Raw genomic sequence first — 15992 nt, 5'->3', positions numbered from 1 at the left:
TTGGAGCAGGAGAGTAAGGGGTTTAAGTCGGGATATGTTGCAATTCTTGGAAGACCTAACGTAGGAAAGTCAACCCTCTTAAACAGCCTTCTGGGAACTAAGGTAGCAATCGTTACAGACAAGCCCCAGACCACTCGCCACAGGATCGTTGGAGTAAAGCACTTAGAGGACGGCCAGATAGTCTTCTTAGATACTCCTGGAATCCACAAGGAAAAGTTTGAGCTCAACAGGTACATGAACGAGATAGCTTTCAGCGTTATTCCCGATGCAGACATCATTCTGTTCCTCATAGACGCAAGGGCCGGCCTTACAGAGGCAGACAGGAAGATTCTCCAGAAGATCGAAGAGGAGAAGAGAAAGGATACGAAGGTTATCGCCGTTATAAACAAGATTGACGGCGTTCCAAAAGAAGAGCTCCTTCCACTGATTGACGAGATACACAAAGAATTCCCGTTCGTTGACGAGATTATTCCCATCTCCGCCACCAGGGGAACGAACCTTGATAGGTTGCTGGAGCTCCTTGTCAAATACCTTCCAGAAGGTCCAAAGTACTACGAAGACCACATGGTAACCGACCAGCCCATTGAACAGTTCATAGCCGAGATAATCAGAGAAAAGATAATGCTCTTAACGAGGGACGAAGTTCCCCACGCAACAACAGTTCAGGTAGTTAACATTCAGCCCGGCGATAAGAACCCCAACATGCTTGTAATAGATGTCGACATAATCGTAGAGAAAGAGTCCCAAAAGCCCATAATCATTGGTAAGGGTGGTCAGAGACTAAAAAAAATCGGCCAGCTTGCAAGGGAGGAACTTGAGCAGCTCCTCGGAAAGAAGATCTACCTGAGGCTTTGGGTTAAGGTGAAGGAGGACTGGAGGAGCAGACCTGAGCAGCTGAGGGGACTGGGGTATTCCTACTAGTAGGAGGTGGTTTTGAACAGGAAGTATAAGGCGTTTCTGATATACGCCTACGTTTTCATCTTTATCTACATGATAAACAGCCTGATTACTCGGCTCTTTCTGAAAATGGAGCTCCCTTGGGTTTTGGGAACGGCAGTAGAAGCCCTCTTAATGGTTTTAGCCCTATACTGGGCTTTTGTTGTTCTTATGAAGAAGTATTACAGAATAGAGGATAGAAAGAAGCTTGCCGTTGCTTGGCTCTTTCACTTTATTCCTTTTATAATTTCTTCGTTTCTTCTCTTCTTTGCCCTAATTAAGGCCGTTCCGAACCCTTCTTTTGCAGTTTTCGTCTACCTTAACGGAGCGATTCTTATGCTGTTTATCACTTATAAGTTTGCAGTAGAAAAGTTTATAGAGAAGGAAAATGGGTAGGTTTATTCAAGGTGCTGCCTTTTATCTTTTTGTCTACTTTATGTTAGGTTTAATTAATTCGGGAATTCTTTACTTTCTGACTAAATTTTTTCACGTTTATCCTGCAATATCCCTTGGGCTTTTGATATTTCTGACAGTTTTTGTTCTATTTTTCGGCTTTAAAAAGTCCATTGAAATCTTCTTTCAGTTTAAACTTAAAATGAGCAGGACTGTTTTAGGCTGGATAGTTCAGGTAGTTCTGTTTATAACCGTTGCAACACTGATAGAAAAGAAGTTGGCTGCTGCAGTCGGGAATCCGAAAGTTTTTAAGGTTTTGACAGTTTTTATTAATTTCGTAGTTTTCTTTATTACCTACTGGCTTTCAGTCAGGTTTATCGTTCTAAGAGGTGAATGTGAGGTTAGATAAGCTCCTCTCAAATGCCGGTTTCGGTCCTCGCTCTCAGGTTAAGAGGTTAATCAGAAAAGGGCACGTTACGGTTAACGGGGAGGTCATTAAAGACCCTTCTTTTCACGTTGACCCAAAAAAAGACGAGGTATTGGTTGATGGTGAGCTGGTTTTCTACGAGGAGAACTACTACGTTATCCTAAACAAACCGGCAGGCTACGTCACCTCAACGAAGGACAGGGAGCTGACTGTTATGGAGCTCCTTGCCGACATTCCCCGCTTTGAGAGACTTTTTCCCGTTGGAAGGCTTGATAAGGATGCCGAAGGGCTGCTCCTTTTAACGACAGATGGAGAGCTTGCCCACAGGCTCACCCACCCTAAGTGGAAGGTTCCTAAAAAGTACTACGTTGTCGTTGATGGTAAGCTGACGGAAGAGGAGGTTGAGCCTTTAAGAAAAGGAATAGAGCTTAAGGACTTTAAGGCCAAGCCGGCAAAAGTCAGGATAGTTAAGGCAGGGGAAGGGGAGTCTGAAGCGGAGATAGAGATTTCAGAGGGGAAATATCACCAAGTAAAAAGGATGTTTGCAGCCATAGGTTACCCGGTTAAATACCTGAAGAGGGTTGAGTTCGGGGGGATAAAGCTCGGGGAACTCCCCGTCGGAGAATACCGCCACCTTACCGACGAAGAAGTGGAGCTCCTTAAAAGGCGCGTAGGTCTAATGAAAAGATCTTAATTCAAATTTCCTCTACCTCTCTACAGGTTCCCTTCTGGCACACTTTTAACTTTTCTACCTGTGGGTTAACCTTTGTTGCCATGTAGGGTCTGTAAGGAAGACTTTTAAGTTTTTCCTCTTTTCCATTTACTAGCTGAAACTCTTCGTATATTACTGCCCCTTCAAGTGATGAGGTAAGAGCTGCCGGATACCTTTCGGCCGATTCACTTAGGTTTTTTATGCTTCTTTCAAAAATCTCTCTGAACTTAAACTCTCCGGTTAGGTTAAAGAGTAGAGAGAGGTTTTGGAGCATCACTCCGTTGGCAGAGGGGTAAGCTCCGTCTAAGAGCTCTTTCTGTTTCACTGGGAGGTCTTTCTGAACTGAGGAGAAAAAGTTTCCCCTCTCTCTGTCGTAGAACAGTCTAATGGCCTTCTCTGTAAGCTCTACTGCTCTCTCTAACAGTTTCTCGTCCCCTACGGTGAGGTATAGCTCAACTGTTCCTCTAACGGTAAAGGCGTAGTCGTCAAGAAGCCCCTTTTCTGCGGCTTCTTTCCCGTATACGACGTGGGGGAGCTCCCCGTTCTCTGCATATTTTTCAATTTCGTTGTAAAGAACTTGAGCAGCTTCTCTCATCTCGTTGTCGTTTAGACTTCTGGCTGCAACAGACAGTCCCCACAGGAGGTAGCTGTTCCAGTCTATGAGGATTTTCTCGTCCCTTTCCGGTTTTGGCTTGTTCTTCTCCCTAAAAGAGAGGAGTTTCTCGTCAACTGTTCTTTTCTTCTCTATCAGGGTAGGGAGTTCCATTCCCACCTCCCTTGCCGCCGTTTCAAGGTCTCTTCCTATGAAGGGAAGGTTGTAGCCCCCTTCGTAGTTTCCTTCAGGCGATAGATTGTAAATGTGCCTTACAAACTCTAGTTCCTCAGAAGTTAAGGCCTCTTTTAGCTCCTTCCAATTCCAGAGGTAAAATCCTCCCTCTACTCCGTTTGAGTCGGCGTCTTGAGATGAGTAGAAAGTTCCGTAAGGGTTTCTCATTTCCCTCTTTAAGTACCTGAATATTCCTTCGGCGGTTTCTTTGAAGAGCCAGTATCTGCTGTAGCCGTATGCCGTTGAGTAGGCCACAAGTAGGCCGGCTTGATCGTAGAGCATCTTCTCAAAGTGGGGAACGAACCACATGGCGTCTACAGAATACCTGTGAAACCCGCCTCCTATCTGGTCGTAAATTCCCCCTAATCTCATGGCTTTAAGTGTATAGGCTGCCATTTCAAAGGCCTTTTCCGTTCCATAAAGTGACGAGACGTTTGTCAAGAACCAGAGGTTCTGTGGTTGGGGGAACTTTGGCGGTGGAGAGAAGCCGCCGTTTACCTCGTCAAACCGGTTTTCAAGCTCTGCCGTAAACTTTTCTACCAGTTTTAAAACGTTGGGGAGCTCCCCTTCCCTCTCTAAAGAAAAACTCTGAATGTGTTTAACCACCTCTTCACCTGCAGAAACGAGCCTTTTCCTCTCCTCTCTCCACATTTTTGCTATCTGATTCAGGATTCTTAACAGCCGTCCTTTCGGTAGGTATGTTGCAGCAAAGAAGGGTTTTCTATCTGGAGTTGCGACTACAGTTAACGGCCAGCCGCCGCTTCCTGTCATTGACTGACAGGCTTCCATGTAAAACCTGTCTACGTCCGGTCTCTCTTCCCTGTCAACTTTTATCGGGACAAAATTCTCATTTATTACTCTTGCCACTTCTTCGTCTTCAAAGCTCTCCTTTTCCATTACGTGACACCAGTGGCACGATGAGTAACCGATAGAGATAAAGATTGGTTTATCTTCCTTTTTTGCTTTTCTGAAGGCTTCTTCTCCCCAGGGGAACCAGTCAACGGGGTTGTATGCGTGCTGTTTCAGGTAGAAACTCTTCTCTTTTATTAGTCTGTTTGCCTTCTTCATGGTCTTTCTCTCCGTTATTAGGAATGATTATCAATTATCAATTTAACTCTTGTCTTCCGATTTGTCTATAATTATTTCGTCAAACTTAGAAAAAGGAGGGATGCTATGACTTTTGACGAGTATCTGAAAAGCTTTGACTACGAAGAGAGAAGGAAGATGAAGATTGGAACTGAAGAGCTCCTTGAACTCTACGCTAAAGGCGAAGCTGAGATAGTTGACATTAGGTTTCCTGAGGAGTATGAGGCTTGGCACTTTGGCTTTGGAAAGCACATTCCGTTAAACGAGCTTCCGGATAGACTTAACGAGCTTGATAAGGATAAAGTGATAGTTACCGCCTGTCCCCACAAGGATAGGGCTGAAATTGCAAGGCTCTACCTTACGTTTAAAGGATTTAAGGCAAGGTATTACACAGAGGGACTTTTAAAGCTTGCAGACTACTTAAGGGGAGACAGGGCAAGGAAGTTTATTGAGATGATAAAGAAAGGTTAGCGGTCTTCCATCTCAAACCAGTTTCCATTGAAGCTCTCAAACAGGTATTTTCCGTTTTTCACTCTGAACCTATGGGGGAGGAGGGGGACTTTTCCGTACCCTCCGGGTCCGTCAACGGCGTAGTAAGGGATTGCAAGGGGCGAAAGTTTCTTAAAGAGCTCCCTCACTATCTCAAGTCCTTTTGTTATTGGCGTTGAGAAGTGCATCACCCCTTTAACTGGGTCGCAGTGGAAAAGGTAGTAGGGACGAACTTTTGCCTTCTGGAGCTCTCTAAATAGCTTTTCTAATACCTCTACAGAGTCGTTTATTCCCTTTAGTAGAACCGTTTGGTTGTTAACGGGAGCTCCACACTTTAGGAGAGCTCTGACAGCCTCTTTAGACTCCTCTGTTACCTCGTCTGGGTGGTTAAAGTGGGTGTTAACCCAAACCTTCTCTGCCCTTTCTATGGTTTTTAGGAGCTCTTCGTCTAAGACCCTATCCGGGTCTACTACAGGGATTCTCGTTCCGATTCTGACCACTTCAACATGCTCAATCTCTTTCAGTTTCTCAAGGAGTTCTTTGAGGAGTTCTAAAGGAAGGGTTAAAGGGTCTCCGCCAGAGATTAGAACGTCTCTGATTTTGCAGTTCTTCCTGATGTAGGAAAGGGCTTTCTCTAACTCTTTTTCGGATATCGTAAATGTAGGTTTTTTCCAGTTTCGCTTTCTCATACAGTATCGGCACAGAACGGGGCAGTAGTTTGTGGTTACTAAGAGGACTCTGTCGGGATACCTGTGGGTAAGGTAGGGAGTCGGGGAGTCTTTCTCCTCGTTTAGAGGGTCATCTTCCCCGTGTTTTTGAACTTCCGGGTCAATTTCCTCAACCGATGGAATTACCATCTTCCTGACGGCGGGGGAGCTCCGTGCAACGCTCAAGTAGTATTCGGTTGTTGAAAACGGATAAACTGGAGTTACTCTCTTAAAGACCTCTACCTCTTCCTTAGAGAGATAGGGAGAGACCTGACAGAGTTCCCTTAAAACCCTACTCAAACTTCCACCCGCAGGCCTCAAGCTCTCTGTAAATTGAGTCTCTCTGACCGAACCGAACGAACTTTATCGTGTTCTTCTCCATCTGCAGGTAAACAGCCCTGTATTCTCCGTATGGAGAGGTGACCCTTATTCTGTAAATGTCGTGTTTTGAGTCTCTCTTTAGTAGTTTTGAAGTCGTCCCAATTCTTGAAAGTGCAGAGATAAAGCTGTTAAACAGAAACGGCCTTACGGAGACTTCTTTAACCATATCCTTCCTGAACCTTTTGGAGAAGAGAACTTTCGTTTTACTCTGTCCTGCTGCAAGTTCTGAAACGGAGTTTAAGGCTACCTCAATAAAGAGCTCAACCTTCGGTTTAGGGATTTCCTGAGCTTTTAGGTTCTCTATCTGCTTATCTTTCTCGGCAATTTCTCCTTTAAGTTTTGATATCTCCGCCTGAAGACTATCAATTTTCTCTTTATACCTGTCAATTTCCTGAAACTCTTTTTCCTTTTTCTCCAATTCTTTTTGAATTTTCTTAAACTTTGAGAGTTCGTTCTGAAGTTGACCTATCTCACGGTAGAGCTCCCTTATTTTCCTGTCTTTCCCTTTGAGTTTCTCGTTAAGGTTCTTTATCTGATTTATCAAGTTCTCCCGTCTCTGGACAGGTCTTTGGTTTCTTTCCTTCTTCTCTTTAATCCCCTTTAGCCTCTTTTCCTCGGCTTCTAAGAAGAACTGTTCTATATCGCTAAAACCTTTCTTCATTGCTCTTCTCCCTTGATGAGATAAATTCACCAACATGGGACTTCAGATAGAAAATTTAGGTCACTCCACCATTCGGGTAAAGTTAGGAAGTTTGGAAATCCTAACTGACCCTTTTCTCACCAGCTCTGCCGGGGGAATTCCGAGGGTCGTTCCGCCGGCCTGCTCTCCTGAGGAGGTTTCCCCGGAGGTCGTCCTTATCTCCCACGCCCACTACGACCATTTAGACCTTAAAACTGTAAGGCGAATCCCTTCAGATTTCGTTGCCGTTACTCCAGAAAACTGCTCCAAGCTCCTAAAAGGGAGGGAGACCGTTGAGCTTAGACCCTTTTCTTCCTTTGCTTATAAGGATTTAAAGGTAACTTTAGTTCCTGCAAGGCACAACAGGGGTAGAAACGTCCTCTACCCGAATACCGGTGTCGGCGGTTTCGTTCTTGAGTGGAGCGGCTTAACCGTCTACTTTGCCGGAGATACTGCCTTTTCTGAATACCTTTATATCTCAATAGCAGAGAGGTTTAAGGTTGACGTTGCTCTTCTTCCGATAGGCGGTTTTATGCCTTTTCTTAGGAAGTTTCACCAAACTCCCGAAGAGGCCGTTAGAGGATTTAAGATTTTGGGAGCAATGTGGCTTATTCCCATCCACTACGGCTGCTGGCACGTGATTCCCTTCCTTGCCAAGAGGGAGAGGGCACTTGAAAGGCTTCTCTCCTACAGTTATATTTCAAACGTTAGCGATAATGTTGTAGTTCTTGAAACCGGTAGTTGTTGGAGCTTAGAGGATTGATGAAGTTCAGGAAGTTCCTGATAGGTTTTTTCTTACTGACTGCGGTTATCTGCTGCGGAGTAGAGGTTTCCGGTTTCTCCGATGGACACTATTCGAGGGAAGTTGCTTCTTACGTTGTAGTTTCCCATCAGAGGCGGGAGCTCTCGCCTTCAGCACCAGCCCTTCCCGTTGAGAGGGAGGCTGAGACGGAGCTCCGCTACAAGTTCACAGTCAAAATATCCCACCGCTTTAACTCCTCTCCACCGAGGGCTTCACCTACCGTTTAGGATAAATTTTGCGCCAATCTCTTTTCGCTAAAACCTTTTGGAGGTGAAGCCGTGATAAACGCCATTCTTACTAAGATTTTGGGAAGTAAAAACGAAAGAGAGATAAAGAAACTAAGGCCTATCGTTGACAGGATAAACTCCCTTGAGAAGGAGTTTGAGAAGAAGAGTAAGGAGGAGCTCCAGTCACTAACTGCAAAATGGCGCTCAGAGCTTAAAAAGATACAGGAGCTTGAAGAGCAGTTTAGGTATATGGACAGGATTCTTCCCGAGGCCTTTGCAGCAGTCAGGGAGGCGGCAAAGAGAACTAAAGGAATGCGCCACTACGACGTTCAGCTCATAGGGGGTATTGTTCTCCACCGGGGAAAAGTTGCAGAAATGAAAACGGGAGAGGGTAAAACCTTAGTTGCAACTCTTCCTGCCTACCTTAATGCCCTTGCAGACAGGGGAGTCCACATCGTTACGGTTAACGACTACCTTGCAAAGCGTGACGCCGAATTGATGGGGCCAATTTATAACTATTTAGGGCTAACCGTCGGTTACCTTCAGAACCAGATGGAGAAAGACAAAAGAAAAGAGATGTATTCAAGGGACATTACCTACGGAACCAACTCGGAGTTCGGTTTTGACTACCTCAGAGACAACATGGTCTTCTCAAAAGAGGATAAAGTTCAGAGGGAGCTCTTCTACGCAATTGTTGATGAGGCGGACTCTGTCCTCATAGACGAGGCGAGAACTCCGCTCATCATTTCGGGTCCCTCAGAGGAGAGCGTTGACGTCTACTACATAGCTGACGGGATTGTTAGGCAGCTTCAAAAAGGTAAACACTTTAAGGTTGAGGAGAAGACGAAAACGGCAACCCTTACAGACGAGGGAATCAGAAAAGTTGAGGAGATAGTTTCACAGATTACGGGAATTAAAGACTTTAACCTTTACGACCCTAAGTTTTCAGACCTTCTCCACGCAATAATCCAGTCTTTAAGGGCTCACCACCTTTTCCACAGAGACGTTGATTACGTCGTAAAAGATGGCAAGGTAATAATTGTTGACGAGTTCACAGGCCGTATCATGCCGGGAAGGCGATGGAGCGACGGTCTCCACCAGGCTGTAGAGGCTAAAGAGGGAGTGAAGATAGAGGCTGAAAACCAGACCCTTGCGACCATAACCATTCAGAACTACTTCAGGCTTTATAAGAAACTTGCCGGAATGACAGGAACGGCCGAAACTGAAGCTGCAGAACTGAAGGAGATTTACGGCTTAGACGTCGTCGTAATTCCGACGAATAAGCCGGTTATAAGAAAAGACCACCCTGACCTTATCTACAAGAATAAGAAGGCCAAGTTTAACGCCGTTGTTAAAGAGATTGAGAAGAACTACCGGATAGGGAGGCCTGTTCTTGTAGGAACCAACTCCATTGAGGATTCTGAGTACCTATCAAGGCTCCTCAAGAAGAGAGGAATTCCCCATCAAGTCTTAAACGCTAAACACCACGAAAGGGAAGCTGAAATCGTTGCTCAAGCTGGAAGGCTTGGGGCCGTTACGATTGCAACAAACATGGCCGGTAGGGGAACAGACATTCTCCTTGGAGGAAACCCTGAGTTCCTTGCAAAGAGAGAGCTAAAAGAGAAAGGAATAGCTCCCGAAAAGGTCGGAGAGGAAAAGTATCAAGAGATTTACGAGGAAACTTTCCGGAAGTATAGAGAGATAACGGAAAAGGAGAAAGAGAAAGTTAAAGAGTTAGGCGGTCTTTACATCATTGGAACTGAGAGGAACGAATCACGGAGGATTGACAACCAGCTGAGGGGTAGGGCAGGAAGGCAGGGAGATCCAGGAGAGTCAAGGTTCTTCCTCTCCTTAGAGGATAACCTCTTAAGGCTCTTTGGTTCCGACAGGATAAAGAAGATGATGGAGATGATGAACGTTCCAGAGGACGAGCCTATAACCCACAAAATGGTCAGTAAAGCCCTTGAGAATGCTCAGAGGAGGGTTGAGGAGCAGAACTTCCAGATTAGGAAGAGGCTCCTTGAGTATGACGAGGTTTACAACGTCCAGAGGAAAGTTGTTTACGAGCAGAGAAACAAGGTTTTAGAGGGTGAAAACCTGAAAGATGAGATTTTAGGATTCTTTGAGGATGTTGCTTGGGAGCTTGTTGACTCTTTCGCTCCGGAGAACGTTCTGCCGGATGAGTGGAACTTAGAAGAGCTTAAGAGAACCCTTGAAGCCCGTTTCGGTTTTGAGTTCCCGATTCCTACAAAGTATGAAGAGCTTATGAACTTGCAGGTTGAGGGAGCTCCCACCGACAGAGAGAAACTCGCAAAGCTCATTTACGATACGCTGATTAGTAAGTATGAGGAGCTTGAGAATCTGGTAGGAGAGGGACAGCTCAGAGAGATTGAGAGGATGATACTTCTTGACAGGCTTGACCACTACTGGAGGGAAAATCTTAGAGCTCTTGACCACATAAAGGAGAGCATCGGCTGGAGGGGTTACGGTCAGAGAGACCCAGTTGTTGAGTTTAAGAAAGAGGCCTACCAGCTTTTTGAGGATTTCCTCTCAAACGTTGAAAACGGAGTGGTAGACTCTCTGATAAACTACTACAGGTACGTAAAGGAGCAGGTTGAGACGGAAGGAGCAGTAGTATAAGTGTGCTAAAATCTAAGTTCACCGTATGAGGGAGAGGTTGGAGTTGAGGAAGCTGATTTTCTGTACCTTATTTCTCCTATCCTTTTCTGTTCCAGCTTTTTCTCAGGTTTACGTAGTAAAAAGAGGAGATACTCTATCTAAGATAGCTAAACGGTTCCATCTTTCCGTTTCAAAGATAAAGAGGGCTAACCACTTAAGGAGCTCCATAATATTAGTAGGTCAGAGGCTCTACATACCGCCTAAGTTTCACTCTGTTAGCTGGTATCGGCAGTTTAGACCTAAAAAGAGCCTTGAAACTATAGAGTTTTTAGAGGAGAAGTCTGAGAAGTTTAAGTCAAAAGTCGTTTCTGAGGAGATATACCCGATAACAGACGTGGTCTACAGGGAGTCTGAAGCCCTTTCAGACGTTCTCTCTACTCCTCTTAATGTAAGGTATGACAACTGGAGTCTTTCAATACTCAACGACCCTCAGTATAAGGGAACTTTCTATCAAATATTGGCAGATATTTTCAAAACCCTGAAAAACACTCCTTACGTTTTCGGGGCAGCAAATCCAAAAGTAGGTTTAGACTGTTCCTCTTTTACCATGTATGTATACAGAAAGTTAGGGATAAACCTTCCGAGAACTGCAAGGGCTCAGTTTAATGTAGGGATGCCTGTTGATAAGAACCACCTAAAAGTAGGTGACTTGGTTTTCTTCAGAACTTACGCCAGCTACCCGTCCCACGTTGGTATATACATCGGAAACGGAAAGTTTATCCACTTCTCTTCAATGTTCCATGGTCTTGCAATTTCATCACTTAGCAACCGTTACTTCAGGTATAGGTTTATTGGTGCAAAGAGAGTTTTAAGTGAAAAAAAGGTAAAAGAGTTAGTAGAAAAGCTATATGCTAAGAAAGACAACTAAAAACAAATTCTGGAGGTAGTGCGATGAACACCAGACAGCTTCTAAGGTGTGTCCTAACAGCTGTAGCTGCAGTATCTATTACATCTTCTTCCGTTTTGGCCTCTGTTCAGGCTACGCAGGAGGATTACTCCGTTGCCGAGTCTCTACAGAGAGTTTTTGAAACTGTTGCTGAAAAGGTAAAGCCTGCCGTTGTCAACATCAGCACGGTTTCTGAAGTAAAGATTAACCATCCACCTATTCCACATGAGTTTAGAGATTTCTTCCACCAGTTTGGGTTTCCTTTCCCACAGATTCCAGATCGTTTTCAGATGAGAGCTCTCGGTTCAGGTTTTATCGTTAAGGAAGAGAAGGGCTGGGCTTACATCCTTACAAATAACCACGTTGTTGCACAAGCAAAGGTTATAAAAGTTAAGCTCAGCGACGGTTCTGTTTACAGGGCTAAGATTGTAGGTAGAGACCCAAAAACAGACGTTGCACTTATAAAGATTAAGGTAGGCAATAGGAAAGTTCCTACAGTTAAGCTTGGGGATTCAGACAACATAAAAGTAGGGGAGTTTGTTATTGCTGTTGGTAACCCTTACGGCCTTAACTGGACTGTAACCCACGGAATAGTATCAGCAAAGGGTAGGCACGGTTTAGGCCTTAACCCGATTGAAGACTTTATCCAGACCGATGCAGCTATAAACCCCGGAAACAGCGGAGGTCCTCTGTGTGATATTCACGGCAGGGTAATCGGAATAAACACCGCTATTGTAAGAAACGCTCAAGGTTTAGGCTTTGCCGTTCCCATAAACATTGCAAAGAAGGTGATGAACGACCTTCTCAAGTACGGAAAAGTCATTAGAGGCTGGTTAGGAGTCTACATTGAGGACGTTTCTCCGGATCTTGCAAAGAAGTTCGGCGTTAACCACGGAGTTCTCGTAACAAAGGTAATGCCTGGTTCTCCTGCGGAGAAGGGAGGTTTAAAGAGCGGCGACATTATTGTTGAGTTTAACGGAGAGCCTGTTAAAGATGTGACAGACCTCCAGCTAAAAGTCATAAACACGCCTCCGGGGGAGAAGGTAAAAATTACACTTATCAGAGATGGCAAGAGGAAAGTCCTTACGGTCAAGATCGGTCAGATGCCCGGAGGGACTAGCGTAGCTTCTGTTGACTTGATGAGTAAGTTTGGCTTCTCAGTTCAGAAGCTTACTCCGGAGCTCCGCAAGAAGTTAGGCGTTCCAAGTTGGATAAAGTACGGGCTTTTAGTTACTTCTGTTAAACCCGGTTCTCCTGCAGACGATGCCGGTCTGAGCGAAGGTGACATTATCGTTGAAGCTGGTATAACGCCGAGGACTATGAAGTCAGTAAAAAGTGTTGATGACCTCATTAAAGTCCTTGAACAGGCCGGAGATTCCGGTGTTCTCCTCAAAGTGATCAGAGGAGAGGGTGTTATTTACCTAGTTCTCAAGCCGGAGGAGTAGAATGGAAGAAAAGGATTTCTTTTTAGAGGATGAAGAAAATCAGGTTTTTGACGATAGTATGGGAGCTCCCTCTGAGGAAGGGGAGCTCTCCCTCTTTGACCAAGAAATTGACCCGTCTCTCATAGAGTCTTTCGTTCCCGATAAGGACTCCTTAGACGCCTTTTTAAAGGCCATATCAAAGATTCCCCTTCTTTCAAGGGAGGAAGAGGTTAAACTTGCAAAGAGGGCAAAGGCTGGGGATAAAGAAGCTCTGAAGAAGCTCGTTGAGTCTAACCTCAGGTTCGTCGTCAGCGTTGCGAAAAAATATCTGGGATGCGGACTACCACTTCATGACCTCATAGCCGAAGGGATTTTGGGGCTTATAGAGGCCGCAAGGCGTTTTGACCCAGATAAGGGCGTTAAGTTCATCTCCTACGCCGTTTGGTGGATAAGGCAGTCCATAATGCAGGCTTTAGCTCAGCAGACAGGGGCAGTAAAGATTCCCGTTAAACAGGCGGTTTTGGTTAACAAGATAACCCGCTCCTACGGGGAACTCCTTAAAAAACTTGGAAGAGAGCCTACCACCGAGGAGCTTGCAGAATACGTTGGTATGGATCCAAAAGAGATTGAAAGGCTCCTCTCAGTCTGTCAGGTTCCCCTCTCTTTAGATACTCCAATAGGGGATGAAGAGGATACGACTTTTAAGGACTTCTTAAAAGGGGAGGGAACTGCAGAAGTTGAGGAGAAGGTGGTTCAGGAGGAGCTGAAACAGAGCATCCAGGAGATGCTTGAACAACTTACTCCTCAAGAGAAGAAAATAATAACTATGCGCTTTGGTTTAGACGGAAACGAGCCTAAAACCTTGAGAGAGATAGGCGAAAAGTTGGGCATTAGTCGTGAAAGGGTTCGCCAGCTTGAGACGAGAGCTAAGAAGAAGATGAAAGAGTATGCCCTTAGGAAGAAGCTTAACGTTTTTCTGAACTGATGGAGCTCTTCTCACTGCCCTTTCCGGGCAGTTTTTCCTTCTTCTTAAACTCAACCTTTTCCTCATTCTCTTCTTTTGGAACGGCAACCTTTATGTATATCTCAACCCGTCTGTTCCTTGCCTGAAGTATCGGGTTGTTCCAGGTATAAAGAGGCCTCGTTGTATCGTAGCCGACTGCTTCAAACTTTGAGGGGTCTACACCCTTTGATGTAAGATACCTGACTACGGCTGTTGCCCTTCTTATTGATAAGTCCCAGCTATCCTGAATGCCGGGTATGGGAACTGTCGGTTCACCCTTACTTGTGTGGCCTTCTACAACGACTTGGTAATTGCCCTTTAGTCCTTTTATTACCTTTGCTATTTGGTCTAACGCTCTCTTTGCCTGAGGTGTTATCTCGAGAGAGTTCTCCTTGAATAAGATTCTGTTAAATAGCCTTACCATTACGTAGTTCTTGGTTACTACTATCTGGTATCCGGATATAGGAAGAATCCTCTTTAGAATCTTTTTTATTTTCTTTGCAAGGTCTGTTGTGTATATCTGAATGGGTTTAACGACCGATAACTGTTCAAAGGATTTTGCCTTTTCTCCCTGAAAGTATGAGAGGAATTTCATAGCTTTTGTTATGTCAAGTGTTGACATAGAGTAGAGGAGGATGAAAAAGGTAAGGAGAAGAGACATCAGGTCGCTAAAGCTGGTTAGCCACGCTGGAACCGATTTACACTCTTCCTGCTTCTTCCTTGCCATAGCCCTCTCACATCGGAAGGTGAATTACGATCTCTATTCTTCTGTTTTTTGCTTTCCCTTCTGGGGTTGTATTGGGGGCTATAGGCCTATAAGGGCCGCAACCTGCTGCTGAGAGTTTCTTTGGATCGTAACCACACTGAAGAAAGAGCCTTAGTACGCTGGTTGCCCTTGCAGCAGAGAGTTCCCAGTTTGAAGGGAATCTATTGCTTTTTATAGGAGTGTTATCCGTGTGTCCCTCTATAGTTATAGGAAGGTTAAGCTCTTTGAGTTTTCGGCATATCTCCATGATTACAGGTATGGTCTGAGAGTAGGGTCTGTCGCTTCCTGGAGGAAAGAGTTTGTCTGTGTTTATTCTGAGCCTTATGCTTGTTCCGAACTTTGCAACTTCAGACTTTATCCCGAGTTTACTGAGGGTTTCTCTTATCTCGTGGAGTTTTTCTTCAATTGCTTTTCTGCTTCTCATCTTCGGGTACATGTTAGGCATTTGAACGGGAACATTTTTTCCCCGTATTACCCTTTCCTCGTAGACTACGTAGTGACCACCAAAGGCCTGAATAATTCCTTTGATTGCTTGGTAGAACTTCTCTAACGAGATGGTAGACATTGAGTATAGGAGAATAAAAAAAGTAAGGAGGAGGGACATTAAATCACCGAAACTTGTAAGCCACGCCGGAGGAGCCTTACACTCCTCCTTTTTCTTCCTTGCCATTACTGACCCTCTTTCAGCTCAACTCCAAATAGCCCTGCAAGCTTCTGACGGAGGATGTTCGGGTTTATACCCTTCTCTATTGCTTCTGCAGTAATGATGTAGGCTTCAAGGAAGAGCATCTTTAAGTCTTTATAGTATTTAAGTTTCTTGGCTACAGGAATACAGAGGGTATTGGCCAGAATAGCTCCGTAAAGGGTTGTAATCATAGCTACCGCCATTCCGGGACCTAAAGCAGAAGGGTCTGACAGGTTCTGAAGCATCTGGATAAGTCCTATGAGGGTTCCAATCATTCCAAAGGCCGGGAATAGGTCTCCAAGGGCTTCCCATACAGCTACTTCAGTTGAGAGTTTTTGGTCTATTTGAGCCATGGAACTCTCCGCCGTACTTTTTATCTCTTCTACCTCTAACCCGTCTATCAGCATCCTCATTATGTTTCCAAAAAACGGATCTTTTGCGTAGAACTGGTCTATGTCGGCTTCTAGTGCAAGGATTCCCTCTTTTCTTGCCTTCTTTGCAATCTCTGTTAAGAACTCAACGGTCTCTATCGGGTCTCCCACTTCCGGCTTAATTGCTTTCAGTATTGCTTTAAGGCCACCGATAAACTCTCCTAACGGGTAGCCGGCCATTCCTGCAGCAAGGCCACCTCCGACAGTGATGAGGAGGGAAGGAATGTTTATGAAGGCACCCGGGCTACCGCCAATGACTATTGAACCGATAATCAGTAGGTAAGCTGCAGCAATACCGATTACCGTTGCTATGTCCATGGTTCACCGCCGTGTTTTTGGTTTTGGCCAAAGAAATACCTTTATCCATTTTCGGCTTTATTTTAACGGTTTTTAGCTTCCTATGGAGGGTGTTTGAAAACTGCAAAAACGAAGAAAAAAGCCTATCCTCTCCGG

At 44.9% G+C, this 15992-nt stretch carries 17 protein-coding genes; 11 read left to right on the top strand and 6 right to left on the bottom strand.

The window, feature by feature from the left end; genetic code table 11:
- The 4 genes from era to ACZ424_RS03870 are packed head-to-tail and all read left to right on the top strand — an operon-like array spanning position 1 to position 2450.
- The gene (era, locus tag ACZ424_RS03885) at positions 1-921 is read left to right on the top strand and encodes a GTPase Era (protein WP_464903700.1); all 921 of its coding nucleotides are present in this window, start codon (positions 1-3) and stop codon (positions 919-921) included.
- 12 nt (positions 922-933) lie between these two features.
- Positions 934-1332 (top strand): hypothetical protein, encoded by a 399-nt coding sequence (locus tag ACZ424_RS03880; RefSeq protein ID WP_464903699.1) that lies wholly within the window; start codon positions 934-936, stop codon positions 1330-1332.
- Positions 1325-1738, top strand: a complete 414-nt coding sequence (locus ACZ424_RS03875) for a hypothetical protein (RefSeq protein ID WP_464903698.1) — start codon at positions 1325-1327, stop codon at positions 1736-1738. The genes ACZ424_RS03880 and ACZ424_RS03875 overlap by 8 nt, the downstream gene beginning before the upstream one ends.
- On the top strand, positions 1725-2450 hold the full coding sequence (locus ACZ424_RS03870) for a pseudouridine synthase (protein WP_464903697.1): 726 nt from the start codon (positions 1725-1727) through the stop codon (positions 2448-2450). Before ACZ424_RS03875 ends, ACZ424_RS03870 begins: the two co-directional genes overlap by 14 nt.
- A 1-nt stretch (position 2451) precedes the next feature.
- Here the strand turns inward: ACZ424_RS03870 and ACZ424_RS03865 are convergent, their stop codons facing one another.
- Positions 2452-4362, bottom strand: coding sequence for a thioredoxin domain-containing protein (locus tag ACZ424_RS03865; RefSeq protein WP_464903696.1), 1911 nt, complete (start codon positions 4360-4362; stop codon positions 2452-2454).
- A 105-nt stretch (positions 4363-4467) separates the two neighbouring features.
- On the opposite strand from ACZ424_RS03865, the gene ACZ424_RS03860 reads away from it, so the two are divergent.
- Positions 4468-4851, top strand: a complete 384-nt coding sequence (locus ACZ424_RS03860; protein WP_464903695.1) for a rhodanese-like domain-containing protein — start codon at positions 4468-4470, stop codon at positions 4849-4851.
- Here the strand turns inward: ACZ424_RS03860 and ACZ424_RS03855 are convergent.
- The gene (locus ACZ424_RS03855; RefSeq protein WP_464903694.1) at positions 4848-5876 is read right to left on the bottom strand and encodes a KamA family radical SAM protein; all 1029 of its coding nucleotides are present in this window, start codon (positions 5874-5876) and stop codon (positions 4848-4850) included. The two genes, ACZ424_RS03860 and ACZ424_RS03855, sit on opposite strands and share 4 nt — an antisense overlap.
- The gene (locus ACZ424_RS03850) at positions 5869-6618 is read right to left on the bottom strand and encodes a type II toxin-antitoxin system RelE family toxin (protein WP_464903693.1); all 750 of its coding nucleotides are present in this window, start codon (positions 6616-6618) and stop codon (positions 5869-5871) included. Before ACZ424_RS03850 ends, ACZ424_RS03855 begins: the two co-directional genes overlap by 8 nt.
- A 34-nt stretch (positions 6619-6652) precedes the next feature.
- Between ACZ424_RS03850 and ACZ424_RS03845 the strand changes: the two genes are divergently transcribed.
- The 6 genes from ACZ424_RS03845 to ACZ424_RS03820 are packed head-to-tail and all read left to right on the top strand — an operon-like array spanning position 6653 to position 13639.
- The gene (locus ACZ424_RS03845) at positions 6653-7399 is read left to right on the top strand and encodes an MBL fold metallo-hydrolase (RefSeq protein WP_464905198.1); all 747 of its coding nucleotides are present in this window, start codon (positions 6653-6655) and stop codon (positions 7397-7399) included.
- On the top strand, positions 7399-7665 hold the full coding sequence (locus ACZ424_RS03840) for a hypothetical protein (protein WP_464905197.1): 267 nt from the start codon (positions 7399-7401) through the stop codon (positions 7663-7665). Before ACZ424_RS03845 ends, ACZ424_RS03840 begins: the two co-directional genes overlap by 1 nt.
- Positions 7666-7716: 51 nt before the next feature.
- Positions 7717-10305: a preprotein translocase subunit SecA gene (gene secA, locus ACZ424_RS03835; protein WP_464905196.1), complete on the top strand. Its 2589-nt coding sequence runs from the start codon at positions 7717-7719 to the stop codon at positions 10303-10305.
- A gap of 43 nt (positions 10306-10348) precedes the next feature.
- Positions 10349-11212, top strand: coding sequence for a C40 family peptidase (locus ACZ424_RS03830; protein WP_464905195.1), 864 nt, complete (start codon positions 10349-10351; stop codon positions 11210-11212).
- A 23-nt stretch (positions 11213-11235) separates the two neighbouring features.
- Entirely contained in the window at positions 11236-12675 is a 1440-nt protein-coding gene (locus ACZ424_RS03825) for a DegQ family serine endoprotease (RefSeq protein WP_464905194.1), read from the top strand.
- Between the two features lies 1 nt (position 12676).
- A complete protein-coding gene (locus ACZ424_RS03820) occupies positions 12677-13639 on the top strand; it encodes a sigma-70 family RNA polymerase sigma factor (RefSeq protein WP_464905193.1) in 963 nt (320 codons plus the stop codon).
- Here the strand turns inward: ACZ424_RS03820 and ACZ424_RS03815 are convergent.
- Genes ACZ424_RS03815 through ACZ424_RS03805 form a run of 3 tightly spaced genes read right to left on the bottom strand, consistent with a single transcriptional unit; the run spans position 13620 to position 15857 of the window.
- Positions 13620-14384, bottom strand: a complete 765-nt coding sequence (locus ACZ424_RS03815) for an OmpA/MotB family protein (RefSeq protein ID WP_464905192.1) — start codon at positions 14382-14384, stop codon at positions 13620-13622. The genes ACZ424_RS03820 and ACZ424_RS03815 overlap by 20 nt on opposite strands.
- Positions 14385-14391: 7 nt before the next feature.
- A complete protein-coding gene (locus ACZ424_RS03810; protein WP_464905191.1) occupies positions 14392-15093 on the bottom strand; it encodes an OmpA/MotB family protein in 702 nt (233 codons plus the stop codon).
- On the bottom strand, positions 15093-15857 hold the full coding sequence (locus ACZ424_RS03805; RefSeq protein ID WP_464905190.1) for a motility protein A: 765 nt from the start codon (positions 15855-15857) through the stop codon (positions 15093-15095). Before ACZ424_RS03805 ends, ACZ424_RS03810 begins: the two co-directional genes overlap by 1 nt.
- Positions 15858-15992 lie beyond the last annotated feature (135 nt).

The sequence above is a fragment of the Thermovibrio ruber genome (genome assembly GCF_055380895.1).
This window is presented reverse-complemented; position numbering and strand designations above follow the sequence as displayed.